The organism is Croceitalea sp. MTPC5 (assembly GCF_036985505.1).
Lineage (GTDB): Bacteria > Bacteroidota > Bacteroidia > Flavobacteriales > Flavobacteriaceae > Croceitalea.
In genome coordinates this window covers 949,635-970,210 of record NZ_BTGQ01000001.1, presented here as the reverse complement: position 1 = coordinate 970,210, position 20,576 = coordinate 949,635, and the positions used below count along the sequence as shown (strand labels likewise).

At 41.8% G+C, this 20,576-nt stretch carries 20 protein-coding genes; 2 read left to right on the top strand and 18 right to left on the bottom strand.

Annotated features, from left to right (window positions below; all coding sequences use genetic code 11):
• Positions 1 to 22 precede the first annotated feature (22 nt).
• The 13 genes from AACM45_RS04455 to AACM45_RS04395 are packed head-to-tail and all read right to left on the bottom strand — an operon-like array spanning position 23 to position 12,473.
• The gene (locus tag AACM45_RS04455; protein ID WP_339141029.1) at positions 23 to 3,064 is read right to left on the bottom strand and encodes a TraQ conjugal transfer family protein; all 3,042 of its coding nucleotides are present in this window, start codon (positions 3,062 to 3,064) and stop codon (positions 23 to 25) included.
• A 12-nt stretch (positions 3,065 to 3,076) separates the two neighbouring features.
• The gene (locus tag AACM45_RS04450; protein ID WP_067037733.1) at positions 3,077 to 3,616 is read right to left on the bottom strand and encodes a conjugal transfer protein TraO; all 540 of its coding nucleotides are present in this window, start codon (positions 3,614 to 3,616) and stop codon (positions 3,077 to 3,079) included.
• Positions 3,617 to 3,618: 2 nt separating this feature from the next.
• A complete protein-coding gene (locus AACM45_RS04445; protein ID WP_339141028.1) occupies positions 3,619 to 4,581 on the bottom strand; it encodes a DUF4138 domain-containing protein in 963 nt (320 codons plus the stop codon).
• Positions 4,582 to 4,585: 4 nt separating this feature from the next.
• A complete protein-coding gene (traM, locus tag AACM45_RS04440; protein WP_339141027.1) occupies positions 4,586 to 5,581 on the bottom strand; it encodes a conjugative transposon protein TraM in 996 nt (331 codons plus the stop codon).
• Positions 5,582 to 5,600: 19 nt separating this feature from the next.
• Positions 5,601 to 6,218: a hypothetical protein gene (locus AACM45_RS04435; protein ID WP_067037738.1), complete on the bottom strand. Its 618-nt coding sequence runs from the start codon at positions 6,216 to 6,218 to the stop codon at positions 5,601 to 5,603.
• A 46-nt stretch (positions 6,219 to 6,264) separates the two neighbouring features.
• On the bottom strand, positions 6,265 to 7,176 hold the full coding sequence (locus AACM45_RS04430; protein WP_116183704.1) for a hypothetical protein: 912 nt from the start codon (positions 7,174 to 7,176) through the stop codon (positions 6,265 to 6,267).
• Positions 7,177 to 7,185: 9 nt separating this feature from the next.
• The gene (locus AACM45_RS04425) at positions 7,186 to 7,803 is read right to left on the bottom strand and encodes a hypothetical protein (protein WP_116183703.1); all 618 of its coding nucleotides are present in this window, start codon (positions 7,801 to 7,803) and stop codon (positions 7,186 to 7,188) included.
• 10 nt (positions 7,804 to 7,813) lie between these two features.
• Complete coding sequence (locus tag AACM45_RS04420; RefSeq protein WP_339141024.1) at positions 7,814 to 10,348, bottom strand: TraG family conjugative transposon ATPase; 2,535 nt, start codon at positions 10,346 to 10,348, stop codon at positions 7,814 to 7,816.
• The gene (locus AACM45_RS04415; protein WP_116183701.1) at positions 10,333 to 10,656 is read right to left on the bottom strand and encodes a DUF4133 domain-containing protein; all 324 of its coding nucleotides are present in this window, start codon (positions 10,654 to 10,656) and stop codon (positions 10,333 to 10,335) included. Before AACM45_RS04415 ends, AACM45_RS04420 begins: the two co-directional genes overlap by 16 nt.
• A 13-nt stretch (positions 10,657 to 10,669) precedes the next feature.
• On the bottom strand, positions 10,670 to 11,029 hold the full coding sequence (locus tag AACM45_RS04410) for a hypothetical protein (RefSeq protein WP_166247889.1): 360 nt from the start codon (positions 11,027 to 11,029) through the stop codon (positions 10,670 to 10,672).
• Positions 10,962 to 11,312: a hypothetical protein gene (locus AACM45_RS04405; RefSeq protein ID WP_147296617.1), complete on the bottom strand. Its 351-nt coding sequence runs from the start codon at positions 11,310 to 11,312 to the stop codon at positions 10,962 to 10,964. The genes AACM45_RS04410 and AACM45_RS04405 overlap by 68 nt, the downstream gene beginning before the upstream one ends.
• A gap of 6 nt (positions 11,313 to 11,318) precedes the next feature.
• On the bottom strand, positions 11,319 to 11,783 hold the full coding sequence (locus AACM45_RS04400) for a hypothetical protein (protein WP_067030415.1): 465 nt from the start codon (positions 11,781 to 11,783) through the stop codon (positions 11,319 to 11,321).
• A gap of 9 nt (positions 11,784 to 11,792) precedes the next feature.
• Complete coding sequence (locus AACM45_RS04395; RefSeq protein ID WP_067030418.1) at positions 11,793 to 12,473, bottom strand: ParA family protein; 681 nt, start codon at positions 12,471 to 12,473, stop codon at positions 11,793 to 11,795.
• An 813-nt stretch (positions 12,474 to 13,286) separates the two neighbouring features.
• Between AACM45_RS04395 and AACM45_RS04390 the strand changes: the two genes are divergently transcribed.
• Together AACM45_RS04390 and AACM45_RS04385 are read left to right on the top strand one after the other, a co-directional pair.
• Positions 13,287 to 13,673: a plasmid mobilization relaxosome protein MobC gene (locus AACM45_RS04390; protein WP_116183697.1), complete on the top strand. Its 387-nt coding sequence runs from the start codon at positions 13,287 to 13,289 to the stop codon at positions 13,671 to 13,673.
• Positions 13,674 to 15,971, top strand: a complete 2,298-nt coding sequence (locus AACM45_RS04385; RefSeq protein WP_339141019.1) for a relaxase/mobilization nuclease domain-containing protein — start codon at positions 13,674 to 13,676, stop codon at positions 15,969 to 15,971. It begins immediately after the preceding gene.
• A gap of 43 nt (positions 15,972 to 16,014) precedes the next feature.
• Here AACM45_RS04385 and AACM45_RS04380 read toward each other — a convergent pair whose 3' ends face one another.
• The 5 genes from AACM45_RS04380 to AACM45_RS04360 all read right to left on the bottom strand — a co-directional run bounded on the left by AACM45_RS04380 (position 16,015) and on the right by AACM45_RS04360 (position 20,548).
• The gene (locus AACM45_RS04380; protein WP_067030354.1) at positions 16,015 to 16,302 is read right to left on the bottom strand and encodes a hypothetical protein; all 288 of its coding nucleotides are present in this window, start codon (positions 16,300 to 16,302) and stop codon (positions 16,015 to 16,017) included.
• Between the two features lie 181 nt (positions 16,303 to 16,483).
• Positions 16,484 to 16,918 carry a hypothetical protein gene (locus AACM45_RS04375; RefSeq protein ID WP_067030357.1) on the bottom strand — a complete coding sequence of 145 codons (435 nt, stop codon included), beginning with the start codon at positions 16,916 to 16,918 and terminating at the stop codon, positions 16,484 to 16,486.
• 74 nt (positions 16,919 to 16,992) lie between these two features.
• Positions 16,993 to 17,490 (bottom strand): ORF6N domain-containing protein, encoded by a 498-nt coding sequence (locus AACM45_RS04370; protein WP_067030360.1) that lies wholly within the window; start codon positions 17,488 to 17,490, stop codon positions 16,993 to 16,995.
• A gap of 42 nt (positions 17,491 to 17,532) precedes the next feature.
• Entirely contained in the window at positions 17,533 to 17,931 is a 399-nt protein-coding gene (locus AACM45_RS04365; protein ID WP_067030363.1) for a helix-turn-helix domain-containing protein, read from the bottom strand.
• Between the two features lie 85 nt (positions 17,932 to 18,016).
• Positions 18,017 to 20,548, bottom strand: coding sequence for a type IV secretory system conjugative DNA transfer family protein (locus AACM45_RS04360; RefSeq protein ID WP_339141016.1), 2,532 nt, complete (start codon positions 20,546 to 20,548; stop codon positions 18,017 to 18,019).
• Between the last annotated feature and the right edge of the window lie 28 nt (positions 20,549 to 20,576).

Genomic DNA, 20,576 nt, shown 5'->3' with positions numbered 1-20,576 from the left:
TTTAAACGAAGAGATATTTGTCTTATACCCTTATTACTTTACCAAAAGCCACTTCACTCCACTGTCCATTGGTATCCCTGACCCTGACCTCAAAGTCTTGGTCTAAATAACGTAGTCTGCTTTCTCTGGCCTCCTCCTCTAACAAAAAGTATCGGTCCACACCATTCCCCACAGCCTCATTATAGTTGAATACCCGGGTATCCCATCGATTATCCCTTCTGTTGTAAATCCTGATCTCTACTCGGTCCAAGGTGGCACCCCCATAGGCCTCGGAACATCCGATATCATAACAAGTGTATATCCTTACCTGATAATCGCATCCATTCAAACCGCCACAACTGACATTGTACTTTTCTCCTTTTACAAAAGCTACAGGCCTTCTCAAGGTATCCACAAATGTGCTTCCGGTTTGCGTTTCCCCCGTTGAATTCTCCACCTCAAAATCAATGGTGAACGTATCCTGACTGTCGGGATAGAATGTGAGATTGGTGCTCCCATAGTTCAATGGAACGGTTTCGCCCTCATCATATCTTGATCCTGAAAGAAGAAAATAACCCGCTCGATTACCCTCAAAGGAAAAGGTCATCGTATAGGAAACCGTATTATCATGGGTTCCTATGGCATTGGTGATGACAGTTATATTGAATGCCTCTCCCTCAAGGCGTTCACCAGGAGCCTGACTTATGGTTAAATCGAATGGCTCAACATATCGCTCATAATCAATATCCACACTTTCGTTTTTGGTGACATTGGAAGAAGATATGGTGTTGAATACTATGTTGTGCAAACCCTCCGAAAGGCCGGTGTAGTTACCCGAAAATGAACCAACGGGCACTGGGAATGCCTCTCCTGGGCCATAAGAGTTTCCGTCAAATTCAAAAGTACTATTAGCATTGCCGGTAGAATAGTACATGGTATACGTATCTCCCCCCAGGCCGATTTCAGTAATATTAAAGTTAATGGGTATGGCCTCTCCAATAAATGCGCCAGGCCCCGTAGCATTTACAGTGAGAACATAGTCTTTCGGGCTGACATTGACCGTAATGGGAACAGGTTTTTCCAGCCCTGTCTCATTTTTGGCATAAAAAGTTATAGTAACCGTTCCCTCGCTGATGCCCTCCAAACTCCAATTGAAATTCCCCTTGGGAACATCGTAACTATTGCCTGGGCTTACGGCGTTTCCATTGGTATCCTTCAACAATGCATTGCCGTTCATTGCAAACCGCATGGTATAGTCCGAAGACCCTACGCTTTCTGAAATATTGAAGTTTACCGAGGTCACCTCCCCAACAGAAATATCCGATTTTTGGATGCCGCCAGTGAAAGAAAAATCAACTTGTTGATATGCTATGGTTATAGGTTCCGTCGCATGGGTTACGCCTGATCCCGACTCGACACTAAAGACCAAATTATGCTCACCAGGCTCAAAACCGGTATAAAATATGTTGTTTATGTCTGCGGTCAAGTTAAATTTCTCCCCAGGTCCATAAGAATTTCCGTTAATACTTACCCCACCACTTTTTCCAGAGGTAAAAAATGCCTCATAGGTGTCATTGGTGCCTTCAGGTTCTTCATCGATATTCACAATAGCAGAAACGGGAATATTGGTAAATTCAGATGTTTTTGATGGGGTGAAAGTCGCCTCGAATTCATTTTGCTTGATTTCCAGATCGATGATAACCGGTTCAGAGGATTGTCCAAAATTATCCGTTACCACAAAGGAAACTCTATGGGTATCAGCCGTCTCTGGGATATAGAACAGTGAAAAATTACCGAAAGCGACTGGATAATCCGTTGAATTTATGAGTTCTGTACCGTTCACGTTGCGTACAATACCATTTCCCTCCAGAATTTCATAGGAAATGCTGTATTCTATATTGTTCGTGTTTCCATTGGATTTTATATTGAAGTTGAATTGGGTCCTTTCATTGATGAACACCGAATTACTTTCCGAGTTGCCGGAGAATGTGAACGGAATATTGGCGACCTCGATTTCGACGCTGTCCCGTTTTTGCTGACCATTACTGTCCCGTACGTCAAAATATATTTTACGCTTTCCCAGATTCGTACTCGTAAATGAAAAATTATAAGTGTCAGGGTCAATGGCCCTAAATTGCCCCGGTTCCATAACCCCGCCGTTCTGGTCCCTTACGGTTCCACCACCCTCACTTGAACTGGAAAAGGAATGGGTTATCTCATAGGTCACATTCGAATTTTCATCCTGTGTTGCAAGGTCTATGGCAATGGCCAGATTCGTATCGAGCTCCACCTGTGAAGAGGAAGCCGTTGTATTGAGTGTAAAACCAAGATTTAATACAGTCAATAATAGTTCTTGGGTCAAGGTAGCGCCATCAGGGGCTTTGGCAGTAACGATCAGTTTATGTTCACCCAAATTCTCGGGTAGGTAGGATAGTTCGGAAATGCCTTTTGGTAGGAAAAATGGATTCCCCGCATCAAAGACCTTATCGCCCAAATATAATTTGCCCGAGCCGTTCTCGATTTGATACGTTATTTCAAAATTCCCTATTGTACTTGGACTTTCAGTTTCCTTATCACGAATAAGTGTAAGATTGACCGGGTTCTTTGAATTGATGATAAATTCATTAAGTCCCTTGTTGAGCAAGAAACTGAAACTGGCATATTTGGCACGATGAAACAGCTCCAATCTCTTCTCTCGCATGTTGGAATCCCATGCTAAAAAATTGATCTTATGCATACCGGTATCAATAGCCACGTAATTATAGGCCCAATTTTTATCGGTTATGCGCAATGTGTCGTTCTCACGTATCGTATCCCCCTCCATGTTTAAAAAATAGCCTTTTGCATTGGCTGCCGAGTATTTTAGAAAATAATCTACTGTAGAGATTTCCTTTTCCGGAACCAGGGAAAATGAGGTTCTCGTACGTTCGAATACAAAGCTTTCCTCGGGATGTTCCACCGAGAAGCTGAAATCGAAATCTTCCAAAATGACATCCTCAAAATCCTTGCTACAGGCAATAACTAGGATAGAAATGAGGGTCAAAACCCCTATTGTCACTTTTGTAGTAGTTTGTAACTTTTTCATTTTCGACTGGTTTTAAAACAGAAAATAACGAAGGCCGATACCTGCATAGGGATAGAAATTGCCCACATCGCTATTTACATGATAATACTCGTTGGCCTTGACCAAGAGGGAAAAATCATTGCTCAGGGTAAGCTCGCCCTCAAGCCCTACATAGGCTCCGTAGATAAACTGGCTCTTGGCATCGATGACCGCACCCGTTTCCAAGAGGCTATTGCCATTGTTGATGACCTCGTAACCGATAATGGCACCACCCCCGATATTGAGCGCATAACGTTTAAAGTTTCTTTGTTCCAGAATTTTAAAGAAATAGCCAGGTTGTACCGTGAATATGTTGTAGGGAATCGTGAACGTACCTCGGTCTTCCGCTATGGCGGCGAATACGCTCAACTGGGCATACCGATTTCGATTCAAGTGGTAATTATAGGTTGCCATAATGCCAAAACCGTCTTCGGCATATCCGCTGCTGACCCCGATTGATGAAGCATAATTGCCTTCCTGGGAATGAATTGAACTGCAAGCTATTATTGCGGTTATGAATAATAAATTTTTCATGTTCAAAAGTGTATTGGGTTGTTGATTATTTCATGCCCGATTTTCAGGGACAGGTTTCGGTTGCCCGATTCTTCGTCCAATTCCACGACCACCTCTTTTTTTTCGTCCAATGCGAATTTTTTAAAGACCACCACGAAATGGTTCTCGCTCTTTCCGGCCACCGTTTTGGGCTGTTTGTAGGTAAAAAGGGGCTTTAGTTCCATTCGCTGGTTGCTGCTACTGTTCCTGTAATTTGTGGCGATTTGGTGCTTGATGAAATTGATGTCCAGATCAAGCCCTTCCTTATTCTCGATCCGAAACTGAAAATAGAGTTCGTCCTCGTTATAATAGACCCCCTTGAGCCAAAGAAAAACATTATCCAACCGTGCAAAATAGCGACTGATTCTGGCCCTGTCAAACTGCATATAATAGCACCGAAGACGATAGTATTCCATTGGATCTTTTTCGTAAAGCTCTTTGGTTGCCCTGTCTATGGAATTGTCGGAAGTTTTTGCAGATTTAGCCGTTGATATGGCTACCGCCTCATTCTCTTTGTTTTCTGATGTAGTACCCTCAGAAGTGCTATTGTTATTTTGCACATTTCTTGTTGTTCCATCAATATTGGTAATGGCCATTTCGGGCTTGATGTACCAAGTGAACTGTTTTGGTCGCTCGGTCAGTTCAAGAATGAAATCATAGACTTGGCCCGATTCTGTAATTACGGTATGGTTCGTAAAGTTTTTTTCCTCCGTGGCAAGTTCATCGTAATATAGCTTTAAGATCCTTCCATGAAATTTACTTCCCTCAGCTTTTGGCAGGTCTGCTATAAACCCAAAATCGTTCCCGATAATACTTTCAGAAATATTTTCAGGAAATATCAAAATGGTCTTGTAGTTTCTAGCCACTTCCAAAGTGTCGCTATAACGCTGTGCGGCACATGCCGAAGCGAAAATAAATGTTGATATGAGTAGTATTTTCTTAGCCATTCATTTAGGTTTTGGGCACCAAAAAAACACGGTCTCCATTGACCAATAAGATTTTATCCTGTTGTTTGTATTTTTTCTTCTGGAAAAAGTTGCCGAAGGAGCGGACAAGGTTTCGACCGAGTGGTGTTTCAGAAACTTCTCCTGCCGCTTCGGAAAGTTCATTGACTCCTTGTTGTCGGATCTCTGCGTTAAATTCATTCAGCAGTTCACCTGCCCTTTCGTTGTGTAATCCGACCATTCCATCTTCTTGGTCGATAGCCGTTAGCGGTATCTTTACGTTGTCGATATTGGTTACTTCCAACAGAACCCGAGATCCTTGCAAGTTCGATTTGGCATACACAAAGGTGTTCTTGGGGAATCGCTTGTTATTATAGTGCACATCTTCCCTTAAAATAAGCACTACACGATTACCGGGCAGTATGAACTGATCGCGATATATTGACGCATCAAATTTTATTGATTCCACGGTAACTGTAGATGGTGATTCCATATAAGGTGCGGAATAGTCCTGACTTCGCGAAAGACGTTCGTCACGAGCTTCCATCAGTAACTTCCTGTATTCCAGTTTTTCTTTGGCTACGCTCTTTTTTGTAACATATTCGGGGGTTGTAGTGTTTTGGTCGAGGGTGTTTTCATCATCGATATCTTGCGAAGCCGTTTCGTCCAATGAAAAATTGTTCAGTTCTTCCAAGAGGCGTTCCAGTGAATCGTTTTCTTTTTTTGAGCGGAGAATGCTTTTGAAAAGTCCATTATTCTTCTGGGCGTCCAAAGAATCTTGTTGAGCATTTTTATAGATATCGTTTGGTTCCTCGACCTTAAGTTCCTTCTTTTGGTCCGGCAGGAAATTGTTGTAACCATCCTTATCCAAATCGTTTTTCCCATGGTTCCGCACAGAACTTATACTGGTCGTGATAAAAAATACCGTAAGCAACACGATTATGGGTGCAGAAATAGCGAACAGCTTATGCTGCCGTATCCAATGGTTAAACTTTTCAATCATACTGTTCATAGGTTGGTGGTTACAGATCCGTATTGTTCAAAACATCGAACCTGAGGATCTTTAAACCGTTCAAATTGTTCGGTGTCGATTTGGTCTCCTCGATAAACCCCGTTGTGATCAAGGTTCGATATTCCGCATTCCCATCTTTTAAGATTCGTTGTTTTCCGACAAACCGAAATGGAAAGGGATAGCGTGAGTAATCCACTAAAATCGAATCCTTTTCCACTTCGATGGAATAGCCACTTTTGGCTATATCCTCATAATAACTTTGATCGATCAACCTATTGTACAATCGCTGTACCGAATGATCGCCCATATAAAGCGCCCTGCCTTCAATATTTCTTTTGATATGGCGCAAATCAGGTTCCAAGGCAAAGAAGAGTTCATGGAAATTTGCAATATGGCCTTCGCATAAAATATCTACCGCCCGCTTGTAGTCCTTGATTCTGACTACGGCCAATTTCTGGCCTTTATCGAGCAGATAGAAACTGTTCCTGGCACTCTCGTTCGTTCTGTAGGTATAGTAGATATTGAGGATGGTCGAGACGAACGTAAGAATTAAAGATACATATAGTACCTTGTTGCTATTGCTACGAATCCTACTTAAATCGTTGAAAATCCTGTATTTACCGTCCATCTGTTCTTCTGTGTTCGTTTAAATTCTTCTTTGATCGTTGAAAGGATTATTGTATCAAAGTTCTTACGCCTTTTGTAGCTCCGCCCGTCTTTGCATCGACCGCTGTCTGTGCCGCTTTTTTGGCATAATGTTTTGTCCTGTCTTTTAGTTGGCTTGCGCTTACGTTCATGCCCTGCACAATAAAGTTGGACAAGACCGGTGCCTTGAGGTATACGAATACGTTCATTAACATCAATAGGGCACTTGTCAGCACCAGGCCCAAATTGGCTTCTCCGTCGTATAGCAAAGTTTGTATAAGATTATCGAGAATCTTGAGCATAAAATTGTCGATCAGATATAGCATGGGTATCCATAGGCATACGCTCATAAACTTCTGTAGCCAAGCTTTCCACATCCCCGAAAAGACAGGAATGAATGACAGCCCGATATTCAACGGGCCAAATATGATCAGGACGAAAAGGTAGATTACCGACATGGCTTTGATGCCGACAAATACAACGGCCGATATGAACGAGGCAATCGACGTGGCCGTAGAGGTAACAAATCCCAAGGCGATGGATGCAAGTCCTTCCGAATCCAAAGCCAATAAGCTCCATGTGCCGTCCTCGGACTCAAGGGCCTCCATCTGTGCTATAAAAATCTTCGTTTGAAGTACGTCCCACGAAATATCGTTGGCTTTAAAAGTTGTTCCGACCGTTTGATAAAACTCGTATATGGTCAGGATAACCACTTCGTAGTTCAAAAGCAATATGGCCAAAGGCACCCATTTGAGGTAAGCAAGAATGTTCGCTCTTTTTTCTTCGTTCAGAAACACGCCCAGTGCGATAAGCCCGATACCGATATAGGCGAATTGTTGCCCGATACCTATAATGGGATCGACCACCTCAAAAGCGTCAATAATATATTGGTCAAAAAGCTCGTTGACCGTTTCCCGAATTCCTTTGTCCGTAATCTGCATGGTTTCTTTTTATTCTTTGTTCATATTTATCAGTGTGCTTCTGGACTTTCTGAAGGCATTGGTCCGTGAAAGTTTGTTGTTATAGACTATCAGGTTATCGAGAATACTTTCCAGTTCACTGTTGATTCCGTTCACTTTCTTTAGGCGTTCCTCGGGTAGGATTATCGCCTTGGTCTTCAGGATATCGTTGCATTGTTTAAAAAGGTTTTTGGTTTCAAGGATAGCGTTCGCGGCAAAGCCAAAAAACTCCTGCCTTTCTTTTCGATTCAAGTGTTCCAATTGTTGTACGGTCTGTTTGGAAGTGCGATACGCCTCCAAAATCTTGGTTTTTAAGTCGATGGTCCTGCTAACGTCCGTCGATTTGGTCACATAGGCCGGTGCCTGTTTCTTGGCCTCCAGCTCTTCTTTAAGGATCTTTCTCGATTTTAAGGTTTCATTGTTGTTTTTCTCCATCAGGTTAATAAGGCGGGAAAGATTTTTGTTGACGGCCTTTAGCTGTATGTTGATATTCATCAGTTGACTGTTTACCATTCCAACGCTGGCGTTGGTCGCGGCATCGGTAACCGGAATTTGGGAAATGATCGCCAATGGAAAAAGCAAACCCATTAATACAAATGTTCTTTTCATAGTCTTAGTTTTATGGAGCATTTTCAAAGGCGTAGGCCTTTGCGGTCAACTCCCAATTTTTATGATTCTTTTTATACAGTTCCAAAATTTTACCGCTCTCGGTCGGATTGGTTTCGTAAATGCATTTCTCTTCCAAAGAGGTTTCCAAGCCGTAGACCTTTACCTTGTCCATCCAACAGAACGCGGCCTCACGGAACTTTCTGTCCTTCGGTAAATCCTTATTGATGGAAAGAATAAGCTGTTTTTGTTTCTCGTTTAAACCCATAACGGTCTGTATCTTATCGAAGGATTGGGCAAAGTCCCGCATGTCCAGGAAGACCTTGATGTGCGAGTTGACCACAATGGCATTTTTGATGATTTCGGAGGAGATAAAGTCACTTACTTTTTGGGAAATAAAAATAGGCTGGCCTCCCAGTTTTCGCGCCATTCTTGATTGGCTGTTGAAATAGTGTACCAGTTCGGGCCTTACCAAGGCCTTCCATGCCTCGTCTACGGCCAATATTTTATTTATGGACAGTTTGGCGAGGTCATGCATCTTCTTGTTAAAGATCTCCATTATCATCAGCGCAGTGATGGGAAACAGCAGCTCGTTATCGATCAGTTTGCCCAATTTGAAGTACACCACTTTTTCATCGCTTAGTCTGGTAATCCTATCGTCCTGTTTGTTCAAGAGTTCGCCTCTCGGCCCGCCTGTGTAATACTTTTCCAGCAGGAAGAGGAACACATTGGCATCGAATTTTTCCTTCGGAATTTCTTTGGTTCCAATAAATGCTATTATATGATTCCTGCAATACTCATAGAAAGTGTCAAACCTGAAATTTGTATTACCGCTTTGCCACATTAACTCGTAATAACCCGTAACCAAAAGTTCGATAACGGTATTTGCGACTTCCAAACCTGTGACATCCTTACTGTTACCCGTAATCAATTTGAGAAGCGTTACAAGGTGCAGCAGTTTGCTTTCGGCCAAAGTCTTGCTCCGAGTGCGGTTCTCGACAACATCGTGATTGTCCAGAAGAAAAGGATTGAAGGTAAATGGCCGGTCATCATCATGCTGCAGGATTATGCCACCAAATACCTCGGTAAGTTTATCGTAGGAATTGCCGTCCTCGATGATAACGGCCTCCCCGCCTTGCCTCAGTTCGGAAGCGATGTAATGGTTGACATAATAGGATTTGCCGCCGCCCGACCCGGAGGCGACCAACATCCCCCGATTGAATATCCAACCTTTTTCTTCAGGTATTCGATACAAGCTGGCAGTAAGCGGCCGGCCGGAGATTCTATCCACCGTACGCAGCCCATCAACGGCTTTCGACGAATCTTTATAGCCGCCTTCAAAATAGAGTAGGGAGGAGGCCATATCGCTCGGCATGGGTAGGTATAGCTCGAACGGGATGCCAATAGCATTACCAGGGACACCGGCAAAAAACAGATTCTTCCTATCTATACTGTTCCTCTTTGCATTGATCTTCAATTTTTTAAAGGCGGAAGAAATGGAGTTTTCCATTTGCCCTTGCCTGCTCCGGTCGTCCTCGAACCCGAATACATTGAGATGGTAAAAGACCGTTTCCTTGTGGTTTTCAAGGATATCTTTGGTATAGTCGAATATTTGATCCGCGTATATCGCGTTACTGTCATCTTTCTTTCCGGTACTGAAGCGCTGGAAGCTTTTCGCTTTTTTCCGTAGGCTGGAAAGTGCTTTTTCCTGATCCGGTATGTGGATATATTGATTGATGATATGTTCATGGGGCACCTTGAAACCCAAAGAAAACAGATTGCCGATAGGGAAACGATTATGACGGGTAGTGAACTTTCCATATAGCTCATGGGTGCCTACATGCTCTTTGGTGAACTGATCCAAATTTTCCAGCGTGAAAAATTGCCCCTTCTTACTGCCAATATTTATGGAGTTGTTGGCGAAATCCACATCGGTTAGATTGGCGTTTTCTTCACAAAGGCCAAAATATTTGGGGTATAGCCCATCCGGGGAAAACAAATCGTCATAATCCAATAGTTCGGACTTTATCAGACCGCTCGAATTAATCAAATTGTCGACATTCTCCACTTGATTTTCGAACTCCTTCAATATTCCGCTATCGATGAATTCTTCGGGAACGGTATGCGACAAATAGAATTCCCGCCTTTTGCCCAAGAACGAGTTCGCCCGTTTGGAACCATAGGTAATGTAATTTTTGGGAACAACGCTGATATATAGATAATGGCTGCCGACCAAATAAGGGCGGTCCTCAAAATGTTTTTCGTTGGCGCGTTCCAACATATCGCCTCGTAGCCTTTGGGAATTCGGAGTATAATTTTCCTGAAGAAAGAAATCCTGCCGGTGTAGGAGCCTATTCGGGCCCAAGACATTGATGATGTTGGAAAACAGCTCTTGAAGCATTCCATATTCCAGAGCATCCAATGTATATACTTCGGGTAATTCAAGTTTTAGGGGAACGGTCAAACAACCCTTCTCTTTGGATATCAATGCCCTTCTCTCATAACCGTAAATAGGGAACGCGTCCCAAAGTGCTACTTGTTTTTCCATAGCAATAGGTTTTCGTATGTATTGGATATTTTTATGGAATCGGGTTTGGCGGCATCTGCCATTTTTTTGACAAACCCATTGGCGCCGTAGGTTCGTGAGTAGAACAGAAGGACGAGGAATATGATGGCGATTGCGATGACGATCGCTAACATGGCCAATACCATCGGAATAAAAGTGGATAGGACCAGTCCCAGTATAATCGCTGCCAGGCCAAGATAAAGGCAGTACATAATGTACTTTGCCTTGAGGCCTCGATATAGGACATCCTTTTGCAGCCCTTTCCTGATCGGGATAAAATTATTCTCCATGACGTAAGGAAATTTAGATGTTGGCAATTTCCTCGCCAATGGCGATCATGGCAAAAAAGATGGCTATCCCAATAATGGCCTTTCCAAGTTTATCCGCAAGATCCGTCTGTTGGTTACGGATATAGATATAGGCCAAGGCCATAATACCAAGTGCCGTGCCCGCTATAATCTTGATAATATCTATGATTTCACGGGAAAGGCTTTTGGAGTCGTTCTTGAAATCTTGCGCCTCTTGCAGGAGTTGGTCAAACTGGCCGTAGAAACATATGGGAATGCAGACCAGAAGTAGGAATAGGATAATGGGATCAGGTTTCGGAATCCGGCCCATTGTTCTCGGCCGTATCCTCATTGCGGATAACTTTGAGTTTTTCATGCTTTTTGCGAGTTAAGGAATTTGCATCATCTTCCAATGAACCCTCTTTAAAAGCTTCCAGAAGTTCCGAGGTGTTTTCCACTTCGGTCATCTGGTCGAGTACAGCTTCCAAATCAGTTTGTTCATTATCTGACTTATATGCAAATATATTATTTAAATGCAAAAAAGCAATATTTTTTGAATCTTTTTTCTTTGACGTTTTTTTCTTCTTGAACAGCACCCACAGAACATACCCGTAATAGATTAGGGCCAAACCTATCAATATGTACCAGTAGCTGCTCAAAGTTTTCTATTTTTGTTCTATTATGTTTATCAGTTTTCTATACTTTTTATCTATAAAATCTTCCAAAACCTTTCTTATCAAGTCATTGCGATGGGTTTTTATGTCCAATTTATAGGATGCCCCCTGTGCCAATTTTTCATATTTTCCCATGCAGTCCTTACTTAAGGAAAGCACGAAGGATTCCTTTCTATCGCGAAAGTTTTCCGTGCGTAGGAACAATTTAAATTGTCGAACCGGGTACTCGTCGGTCATTGAAGAATTTTTGGATGTCATCCCTTTATGATTCTCAATGACTGCGGTTTCTTTCGTATTCCTAACGGTTTTAGGCTCAAAATGTTGTTTGGACCCACTCGGCGTTTCCTCAATCGAACGCTCACTTTTCAAGGTCTTCAGCACATTCACGGTTTCTTTGTTCTGTTCCGCCATTTTTTGGATCAGACCTAGTGTATTTACTTTTTTTCCTCTTTTCATAGTATTGCGCTATTTTGTTAGTTGGCTTACTTCCTCAAAGAAATGTTTGATATCTTTTTCGCCCCTTTCTTTATGCTCAGGTATGGGGTACAGTGTATTCCGATATCTTTCCTTGTAGATGGTCTTGTCCTTGACTACACTGGTCATCATGGGAATACCCGCCTCTTTAAATTGCTGGCGCAGCACCGCAAACTTGTTTCTTTTGACCAGCTTGTACTTGTTGAAAAAAAGATGGATGCTCTTTAATACACGCTCTTCATTATCAAGGAAATTATTTTTCAACGTGAAATAAAAGTGTGAAGTGCTGTCTATTTCCAGTTCGTCATGGTCAAAGGGCACAAAAACATGTTCCACATACATTAGCCCTTTGACCATCTCTACATTCAAACTGCCAGGAAGGTCGAGAATTATATAATCCACTTGGCCATAGTACTTCAGGATGGCATCCTGTAGATTCTGAACGGTTACTGGTTCAATAGGATAAAGTTCCAAACCTGCCCTTTCTTCGGCATCCAACATTTCCATTTCCCGATTCCGTTTTTTGTAGATGGAGTATTGAGGATTATCGGCATCCAAAAGCACAATTTTTTGCTGCTTTGCATAGAAAAGATTTGAAGCTAGAATAATGTTCAATGTCGTTTTTCCGATACCACCTTTTTCGCCTACCACACTAATAATCTTTGTATCCATAATCCGTTATTTAGTTCTTTCAATAATTAGTTAAATGATGAAATAATCAAGGCATTGTTTAATGACCTAAATCCCTAATTAATTATATAATTATTGAGAAATATATAATTATAATTTGTTAATAACTAGATGTTTATGAAAAATAATTTGGGCTAAAACCATATGAGGCCAAATGAATCTAAATGGATCCACAACGTGGTTTCATTTGGCTTAAGGACGAATCTATTTTTATGATATTTCGATGATTTTCTTGAAATGTATAAAGGTCCAATAATGCAAATAGGACCGATTTTTTAAATAATGATTTTAAAAAAACAGGATGGCTGTATCTAGACCGTTTTGGATTCAAATACAATATGATCGAAGGATAAAATCAAAGGAAAGTGTAGCCCATGTTCCTGCGGAAGCCAAGAAATGCCTATCGGCCTCCTTGGCATCCTCGGAACCGCTCAAAAGCCCATGGGACAAAAAAGTCCCATGCACTTTTTTTTGCCCAAGCGCGGTGTTTAAGTTTGCTGTATCGTTTATTATCATTTGAGATGGTGCATATCATAAAATGAATCCGTTATGGGGGCAATAGGTTGTCTTGACAACCCTACCTAAGATGGTAAAAACAATCGTTCGCTGTTATCCAAGATGTTATAATGTCCATAATTAATTTGATGGCACATTTATACCTTAAATATCCCATTTACTTTCGGTAATAATTTCGTATATTGAAATTCAGAGAATTTCGCAAGTTATGTTTTAAGTATCTTAAAACTACTACTTCTAACGAAGTGAAAAATGCGGTTATACCGTTAAACCAGAGAAATGGCACGTAAAACAGGCAGAAAACCTTTAGGCAATAAAAAGCGGATACATGGCATAGTGCTCCGCTTTAATGATTCGGAACTGCAAATGGTCAAGGAGACCATGGGAACCTACAACCTCGATTTTACCAAAAGGGGAGTAGTGGCCCCTTTTTTAAGGCGGCTGATACTTGATAAACAACAGGCCGAGGACACCAAAAAACTGCCCGGACCTTCGGCAAACCTCATTTATCAAATCAATAGGATCGGCACCAATATAAACCAGCTTACAGCAACTGCACATGCCAAAAATTTGAGAAGCCCATCCGCAAAGTTGGATGCTGAAATCGAAAAAACGAATACCTTATTGATGCAAATTTTGGAACTGTTAAGTGAAAAATTACCATAAATGATCGGTCGTATTCTATATCGCGAGACCATACATGGGGTATTGAACTATGTTTTTGGAAAGAACGGAAGTACCATTTTGGGCTTTCAGAACACGATATCGGAATTTGGCACCACCCCTAAATTTTTCGCGAATACATTACATTTTCAGGGCCAACGCCATGATTCGGCCAGTCGATATGCCCATATTACCCTCAACCTGCCCCATGGGGAGCATCTTGACGACAAAACGTTCTATAAGGTTGCCAAGGATTATATGGATGAAATGGGATACGGGGAACAGCCCTACGTCGTGGTACGCCATAGCGATACCATCCATGAGCATGTACACCTTGTATCTACCACCGTGAACGAATCCGGTACGCTCATCAATTTGCGCAACGATTACCATAGAAATGTAGCCACCCAAAGGTTTTTGGAGAAAAAATACGGTCTCTCTCCTTCGCCGGGCACAAAGGTTCAAAGGGACCTTCCGAAGTACCGTTTGCCCGAACTACAGCTTTCTGTCGATGAAAATAACGGGACTAAATTCTATATGCAGGATGTAATCAACGGCCTGTTGCAGAAATATAAAGTTCGGGGTTTTGAAGAGCTGGCGCGATTGGCAAAACCTTACCATATCGTCGTAAGGACGATGACCCATGCCAGCGGAAGGGTAGGGGTGGCCTACGGCATCGACAACCAAAAACAATACAATACCCAGTTCATAAACGGCTATGTCGTCCATCCTGAACTGAGTGGGCCAAAACTAAGGACCATCTTTGAAAAATACAGCAAATCAAAGCTTTTACCCATGCACAAAAAACGTTTGGAAAAGCAACTGCTGACCACATTTAAACTCTTCAATAATATTAAGACCGAGGATTTGCCCGATGTCCTGAAATCTTATCAGAACATCGATTGTCAGCTACTATATGGAAGGAATAGGCAATTGGCGGACTTTATTATATATGATAAGTCGGGATATACTTTTAAGGCATCCGAGATAAGCCTGCAACACGATTGGCCCAATAATTCCCGATTGAGTGGAGACCAGTCCTCCGAGACCCACATTGATATTGGGAGTAATCAGTTTAGCCTTGAAATCAAAAAACTGATAAAGAACGCTTTCTACAAATCGTATCTGGGCACAAATAAAAGCAAGGAGCTATTGTCGGAATTTGTTGTAAACAGAAATCTTAAGGACTTGCTGCCACTTATAGCACGTACTGAGCACTATTCTTTTTTGAACCACTATCTAGGTGCAAATAACGGAAAAATGTTGCCCAAGACCCTTAAAAATAGGTTTGATGACATTCGAGCCGAATTCGCGAAGACCGAATCGAAAAGGGAAATCAAAAAACTGGAAATAAGGACGGGGTTGATTAAAAAGGTGCTGGAAAAATCGGTTTTTGACATAACCAACGATACGAACATCGCATTTTATCTACTACGGGGGTTAGGTCTAAAATATCATCACGGCAACGTTACCTTTTTGAATTCTGGCACACATTCCATTCCCCTTACATTGCAAGGAATAATTCCCTCCAATTCCGATGAAGCCTATATTTCCACCGGGTCCATCAACCAAAATGAAAAGGTGTTGGAAATGCTAACAGCGGACGATAGCACAAAAGCCATGGATTTAAATCCAACATCATTTTTCCTGCCGACATTGATGCCGGAATTATATGGGAGCATGACCAAAACGTTTCGAACGGGTTACGAGAAAAAGAGTTTAAAGGCCTTTCATAAGGCAATGGAAGGATTCAATATCCTATTTGAAAAATCCCCAACCGATTATATAAGGCTTTTCAATGCCAGAGGTTTCTTTTTTGAAGCACGGGGAGATAAAATCCATGTAGCATCCATCTATTCCAAATATCCGGTCAGTGTTCCATTACGTAAAAACACTAATGAATATCTCAGTTCCCTGAAAAATTTGGATGATGTACTGAAAGAACAACGCACGGCCATGGATAGTATAAAAAAGCAGGGACGAGGGCAGCTTAAAAACCTATGGGTCTCTTATTTAATGGAAAAGCAGTGGTACGGAAAGGTTGCCTACATAATGGTCTATGAAGGTATTCAACCCAATTTACATCCTGAAACGATGGAGTACCATATGGAAAACGGCTTACGGGAAAAATTGATCGAGATGTCAAACCGAAAAGTTAGTGCCGAACAGGCCTCATTGCTACGAAAAAGTGTTTATGCATTCAGTTCACTTCTAGGTGGCGATTATAAAGAAGAAGACGTCTTTAACGGGTTTAAGGACGAGTTTACTGACTACTCGAAATATAAATCTTTATTTATCTAGGAAAAGACACCTTATCGGGATTTGGTTTTGGCGAAACACTTTTTCAGACAACAGGCTGGTACCTATAAGTACCACCATCCACCAAAGCTACGACCCGCGACGTGGTCGACTCGGTAATCTGCGAAACACTGTCGGCATAGAATAGTCTTACGATAACTTTTGGGTTGTTGAAATAGGGTGGTTCCCCTCTCAAGGGCTGCCCTTCGTCAATTCCGGCTATGAACATGACCTGGCCTATGGATTGCCATGATTTCGCCTTGATGAAGAACCCATATTTCAATTCAGCTTCGTAGTATTGTTCGTAAATATTTAAAAGACCATCAGAATTCATACCCTGCTTATTTTAAGCTCCTTGTATCACGGAGAATTTTATTAATAAAGTGTTTCAAAAAACATGGCTAGTGTCGTTAATTTAGAAGTTGAAGCCAATGTCATGATTTTGGGGACGCAATAAAAATTGATTATTTGCGCCTCTTATTTTCAACTAAATATCCCAAATTCTTTAATTATCCCTAAGAGCTTGACTTTTCGAAAAGCCAGTTGGAGTTAACCAAAACTCCATCACTCCATGCCGAGATTTTTATATTTTTTATCGAGGATTTTCTAGTCCGTTTTAATCTCACATCATAGACATTTGCTCTTTCGTCGTTTAGTTCTCGTATTGAGTGCCATATCTTTTGGACTACGAGTTTTTCTCCCAGCTCTATTTTTGATCTAGGGTCCTTTGAAATTACTGTTAGAATATCCCCAGGTCTTGCATTGAACCATAGTCTGGCCTGTTTCAAATTTTCCTCAACTTTGGCTTTTTCCTTACTTTTACGCCAATTTGGGTAAAGAAGTCCTGAACTTGATAAGGATTTATATTCCGAATTGGTCAATCCATTTCTACACCAATCGGCGAACTCAAGTAATTCTTCCATGGTAAACTTTTTTGCGGGACGCTTCATTTTATTGGTTTGAAATATAAAGTCATTGAAATATTGAATTGGTACACGAGTTTAAATTTCCCATCGTAACCTGGTTACTTATATCCAATACGTTTTCTGGGCCCGGTCTCTTTGACGATAAGCTTTTTGATCGCGTCAAAGACCACTTTGAACTGCTGGTCGTATTTCCGTTCCATAGCCAGTATTTGTTTCTCCAGCTCCTTGTTCGATTGAAAAAGCTTTCTGAGTTGGACAAAGGTTCTCATTATAGCGATATTGACATCAAGTGCCTTTTGGCTTCTAAGTACACTGGAAAGCATAGCCACCCCTTGTTCGGTAAAGGCCATGGGAACGGCCCCACCTAAAATACTTCTGTTGGGTATCACATTCTGTGATACCAGTTCATCTATCTCAGGGACGCTGAGCTCGAACATGAAATCCTCCGGAAACCTGTCGAGGTTCCGTTTGACCTGCTGTTTTAACGATCTTGTTTCCACTTCGTATAATCTTGCCAAATAAAAATCCAAGATTACCTTGTGCCCCCTTAAATAATGGATTGTTTCGGCAATGGTTTCTGATACGATCTTTGTCATATTTGGTCGGTTTTGGGGTATCACAAATTGTGATACCCCTCTTTAAATTTTCTTCTTGAAGGTCATTAAGGCATCCACTATAGAGGACTCCAATTCCTTATATTCCTCCTGTACATCCGTTTGGTACACCACGTTCTCGCCGATATTGTGCTTTTCGATAAACTCGTTATCGTACGAAAAGATCCACATCATATTATAGCCCAACGTATAATAATATAGTGCCAGCTTTATAGTGGTAAGGGAAATGGTTCCCCGTTCGACGTTCGCGATGGTCATGGGATTCATATCAAAACGCTCCGCAAGTTTTTTCATTGAGAATTGACTCGTAATTTGATTGTCGGTGTCCTTCTTGACCAGTTCTTCGCGTATCATACGCAAACGCTCCCCGATGTAAGCAAAGTCCTTCTTTGACCCTTTCATGATTTTTTCTATATCTTCCATACTATTTAGTTTACTAGTTTATATGACACTTCAGCTATCGGCATTCTTGATTGGTGAATTTGAGGCTATGCTAAGTTGCTATTCATTATTCTTCTTTGGTTTCGACCGGAAAACTCGAATATAAAGCCTCCAGATCCTCTTGTTCGGCAGCGGCGAACAAATTCACTTCCTGGCTTGCCGACACCTTTTCGAATGTCGGGATTTGATGGACCTTTAAGAACGCATCTGCCAATTCCCTGCTCGGCTTCTTACGATATTCTTTCATGAAATGCGCTGCGATGGCCTCTTCCTTCTCTAGGGATTCCCCGATCTGATCACCCATTTTATTTTTATCGAAAACGGTGGATTCGAGTTGCTTTCCCGTGCTTATCAAATATTCCTCCTGAACTAAAGTATCGATATCCTTAATGACTTTCAAAAAATTGATATCCAACACATTATCGATTTCCTTGTCAATGTACATCCGGTCCACTAACTTAAAAATGAAAGCCTTTAGATCTTCTTTTGAGGTTTTCCTTCTTGAAAGCTCTTCCAAACGGGGCAGGTGGTCAAAAAGTTTCAGTTCACGTACCAATGCTATGAACTGCATACGTTTTATGGTATTGGAATAGTGCTTATGGGCAAACTCCTTTAGATATACATTGTAAAAATCAATATAGTCCAATTGCTGGAAATCGATTGCATGGACATTATCGAAAAAATCAAGGGTCCCAATAAGTCGTAGCTTTCCTTCGACCAACTCTTTATGGTTCTTGCATTTAAAATGGGTATGTACGGGAATATCGTATCTACCTTGAATTTTCTTCGAGGCCATATTAGGTCTTATCTGGCCGAAACATAGTTTTTGTTCAATGGGATTTTCAAAGGTGTCGGCAACGATTCCCCCAAAATGACCTGTGGACATGCTCGTAATCTTACTCTTCGGCAGCAGTTCGGAGAGAATGGTACTATAATTGACCGTAGTGTCGTTATTGGAAACCGTTTTGCTCTTTTTTTCCTGATGTATCCTACCGAATATTTCACTTATCCGTCTTGCGGTTTCTCCTTTGGCGGCCCCACTGAAAACGTTCGAGCAATTGTCGAATATAACCTCCGCAAGTTCTCTACCGTAATCCGCAATCAGTTGCGTGACGCTCTGGATGCCCAATATGGTAGCGATATAGTGCGACCTTCCGGTATCGATTATCTTTCGAAGCCCCATAATAAAGACAGTCGGGACTTCATCGAAAATCAATCCTAACGGTCTTCCCCCGGGTTTATTGACTACTTGCAAGGTCTTATTGATGTAGAGGCCGATAGGGGCCGCGTAGACTTCCGAACGGTCAGGATTGTTTTGGATACACACGATTTTAGGTTTTTTGGGATTGTTGATATCCAGGCGAAAATCGTTACCGGTCATGATATAGTAGATTTCCTTGTTGGCCAACATCGATAGTGAAATTTGTGCGCTCGCGGTCTGCCCTGCCAATTGCTGGCCCGCTTGTCTTTCCATGGCATCCTTAAATGGAATCATCAAGGTGCGTACCTCCAGGTCCTGCATCATGATTTCCAACAGGTACTCGATGTTGACCATGGATAAGGTAATGGCGTGGGGAAGCGTACATATGTTCTTGCCCAATTCCTCGGATTTCTTCTTCAAGTACCAAATCAGTCCCGAAACGAAACTTATGGCGCTCTTCGCGAAGAAATCGCTGCGCTTTATCCAATCCTTGTTCAGGTTTTTCATGATAACGGTGGCCGCATCCGCAGCATCGGACTGGTTCTTCATCAAATACGGATCGATGGGATTGCAACGGTTCGACTTTTCGATGTTATCAAAACTTATGACGTAGAATTCCGGAATTTTTACGGTTCGGGGGGCCTTGTCATTTTCGGGCCGTTCCCTTTTTCTTCTGAGGTAGTTGTAAGCGATTTTGCTCAGGGTGTCGAATTTAAAATCATAGAGCAGCATGGTAAAATCCTTTTCTATCATTTGCTCGATAATTTCCTCGATCAGGGCAAAGGACTTTCCGCTACCTGGCGTACCGATAATCAACAAAGCGCGAAAAAGGTTGACAAAATTTATCCAGCCCTTTCTTAATCTCCCTTTATACCTATATTCATAAGGTATGTTTACCGAATGTTCGGTGTCCACACGTTTTTCCGTTTGCCGAAACATCTCGTTCCGGTCATTGAAAGGGTCGTCATCGACCATGTTGCCGAAATTCATCGTTTGGAAAATATGAACCGTACCGGACACGGTAAATAGGAACCCTAAAAAATAGAGACCTGCGGACAACCACAACATACCGATATGGTTCGTTTTAAAATATGCAGATATTAAAAGAAGCATACAGCCCATACCAAAATACGAAAGGCCACTGGAGAGCGATTTGCCTTCCTGTTTTTTAGGGTTGTATAACAAGACCGCACCAAGAATGCACATCACCAACAATCCCCTGCTTTTCAGGGGGCTTTGTAAGGGTCCAAATCGCATCAAGAACCGATAAACTATTTCGGAAAGATTGGAATCCAACTGCCGGTCCTGCAGGATGGGATAGTAGCCCGTAAAACCTATTACCGTAAATACCAGCACGGATAGTAGCATTGCCGAAAAAGCCAGATTCTTGTCCTTCATGTTGAAAACTTCAGGGTTGGAATGAAAT

What these genes read in the sequence shown, in the direction of transcription:
- AACM45_RS04455 (WP_339141029.1), bottom strand. Translation starts at nt 3,064, where the DNA reads ATGAAAAAGTTACAAACTACTACAAAAGTGACAATAGGGGTTTTGACC.
- AACM45_RS04450 (WP_067037733.1), bottom strand. Translation starts at nt 3,616, where the DNA reads ATGAAAAATTTATTATTCATAACCGCAATAATAGCTTGCAGTTCAATT.
- AACM45_RS04445 (WP_339141028.1), bottom strand. Translation starts at nt 4,581, where the DNA reads ATGGCTAAGAAAATACTACTCATATCAACATTTATTTTCGCTTCGGCA.
- traM (WP_339141027.1), bottom strand. Translation starts at nt 5,581, where the DNA reads ATGATTGAAAAGTTTAACCATTGGATACGGCAGCATAAGCTGTTCGCT.
- AACM45_RS04435 (WP_067037738.1), bottom strand. Translation starts at nt 6,218, where the DNA reads ATGGACGGTAAATACAGGATTTTCAACGATTTAAGTAGGATTCGTAGC.
- AACM45_RS04430 (WP_116183704.1), bottom strand. Translation starts at nt 7,176, where the DNA reads ATGCAGATTACGGACAAAGGAATTCGGGAAACGGTCAACGAGCTTTTT.
- AACM45_RS04425 (WP_116183703.1), bottom strand. Translation starts at nt 7,803, where the DNA reads ATGAAAAGAACATTTGTATTAATGGGTTTGCTTTTTCCATTGGCGATC.
- AACM45_RS04420 (WP_339141024.1), bottom strand. Translation starts at nt 10,348, where the DNA reads ATGGAAAAACAAGTAGCACTTTGGGACGCGTTCCCTATTTACGGTTAT.
- AACM45_RS04415 (WP_116183701.1), bottom strand. Translation starts at nt 10,656, where the DNA reads ATGGAGAATAATTTTATCCCGATCAGGAAAGGGCTGCAAAAGGATGTC.
- AACM45_RS04410 (WP_166247889.1), bottom strand. Translation starts at nt 11,029, where the DNA reads ATGAAAAACTCAAAGTTATCCGCAATGAGGATACGGCCGAGAACAATG.
- AACM45_RS04400 (WP_067030415.1), bottom strand. Translation starts at nt 11,783, where the DNA reads ATGAAAAGAGGAAAAAAAGTAAATACACTAGGTCTGATCCAAAAAATG.
- AACM45_RS04395 (WP_067030418.1), bottom strand. Translation starts at nt 12,473, where the DNA reads ATGGATACAAAGATTATTAGTGTGGTAGGCGAAAAAGGTGGTATCGGA.
- AACM45_RS04390 (WP_116183697.1), top strand. Translation starts at nt 13,287, where the DNA reads ATGGCACGTAAAACAGGCAGAAAACCTTTAGGCAATAAAAAGCGGATA.
- AACM45_RS04385 (WP_339141019.1), top strand. Translation starts at nt 13,674, where the DNA reads ATGATCGGTCGTATTCTATATCGCGAGACCATACATGGGGTATTGAAC.
- AACM45_RS04380 (WP_067030354.1), bottom strand. Translation starts at nt 16,302, where the DNA reads ATGAATTCTGATGGTCTTTTAAATATTTACGAACAATACTACGAAGCT.
- AACM45_RS04375 (WP_067030357.1), bottom strand. Translation starts at nt 16,918, where the DNA reads ATGAAGCGTCCCGCAAAAAAGTTTACCATGGAAGAATTACTTGAGTTC.
- AACM45_RS04370 (WP_067030360.1), bottom strand. Translation starts at nt 17,490, where the DNA reads ATGACAAAGATCGTATCAGAAACCATTGCCGAAACAATCCATTATTTA.
- AACM45_RS04365 (WP_067030363.1), bottom strand. Translation starts at nt 17,931, where the DNA reads ATGGAAGATATAGAAAAAATCATGAAAGGGTCAAAGAAGGACTTTGCT.
- AACM45_RS04360 (WP_339141016.1), bottom strand. Translation starts at nt 20,548, where the DNA reads ATGAAGGACAAGAATCTGGCTTTTTCGGCAATGCTACTATCCGTGCTG.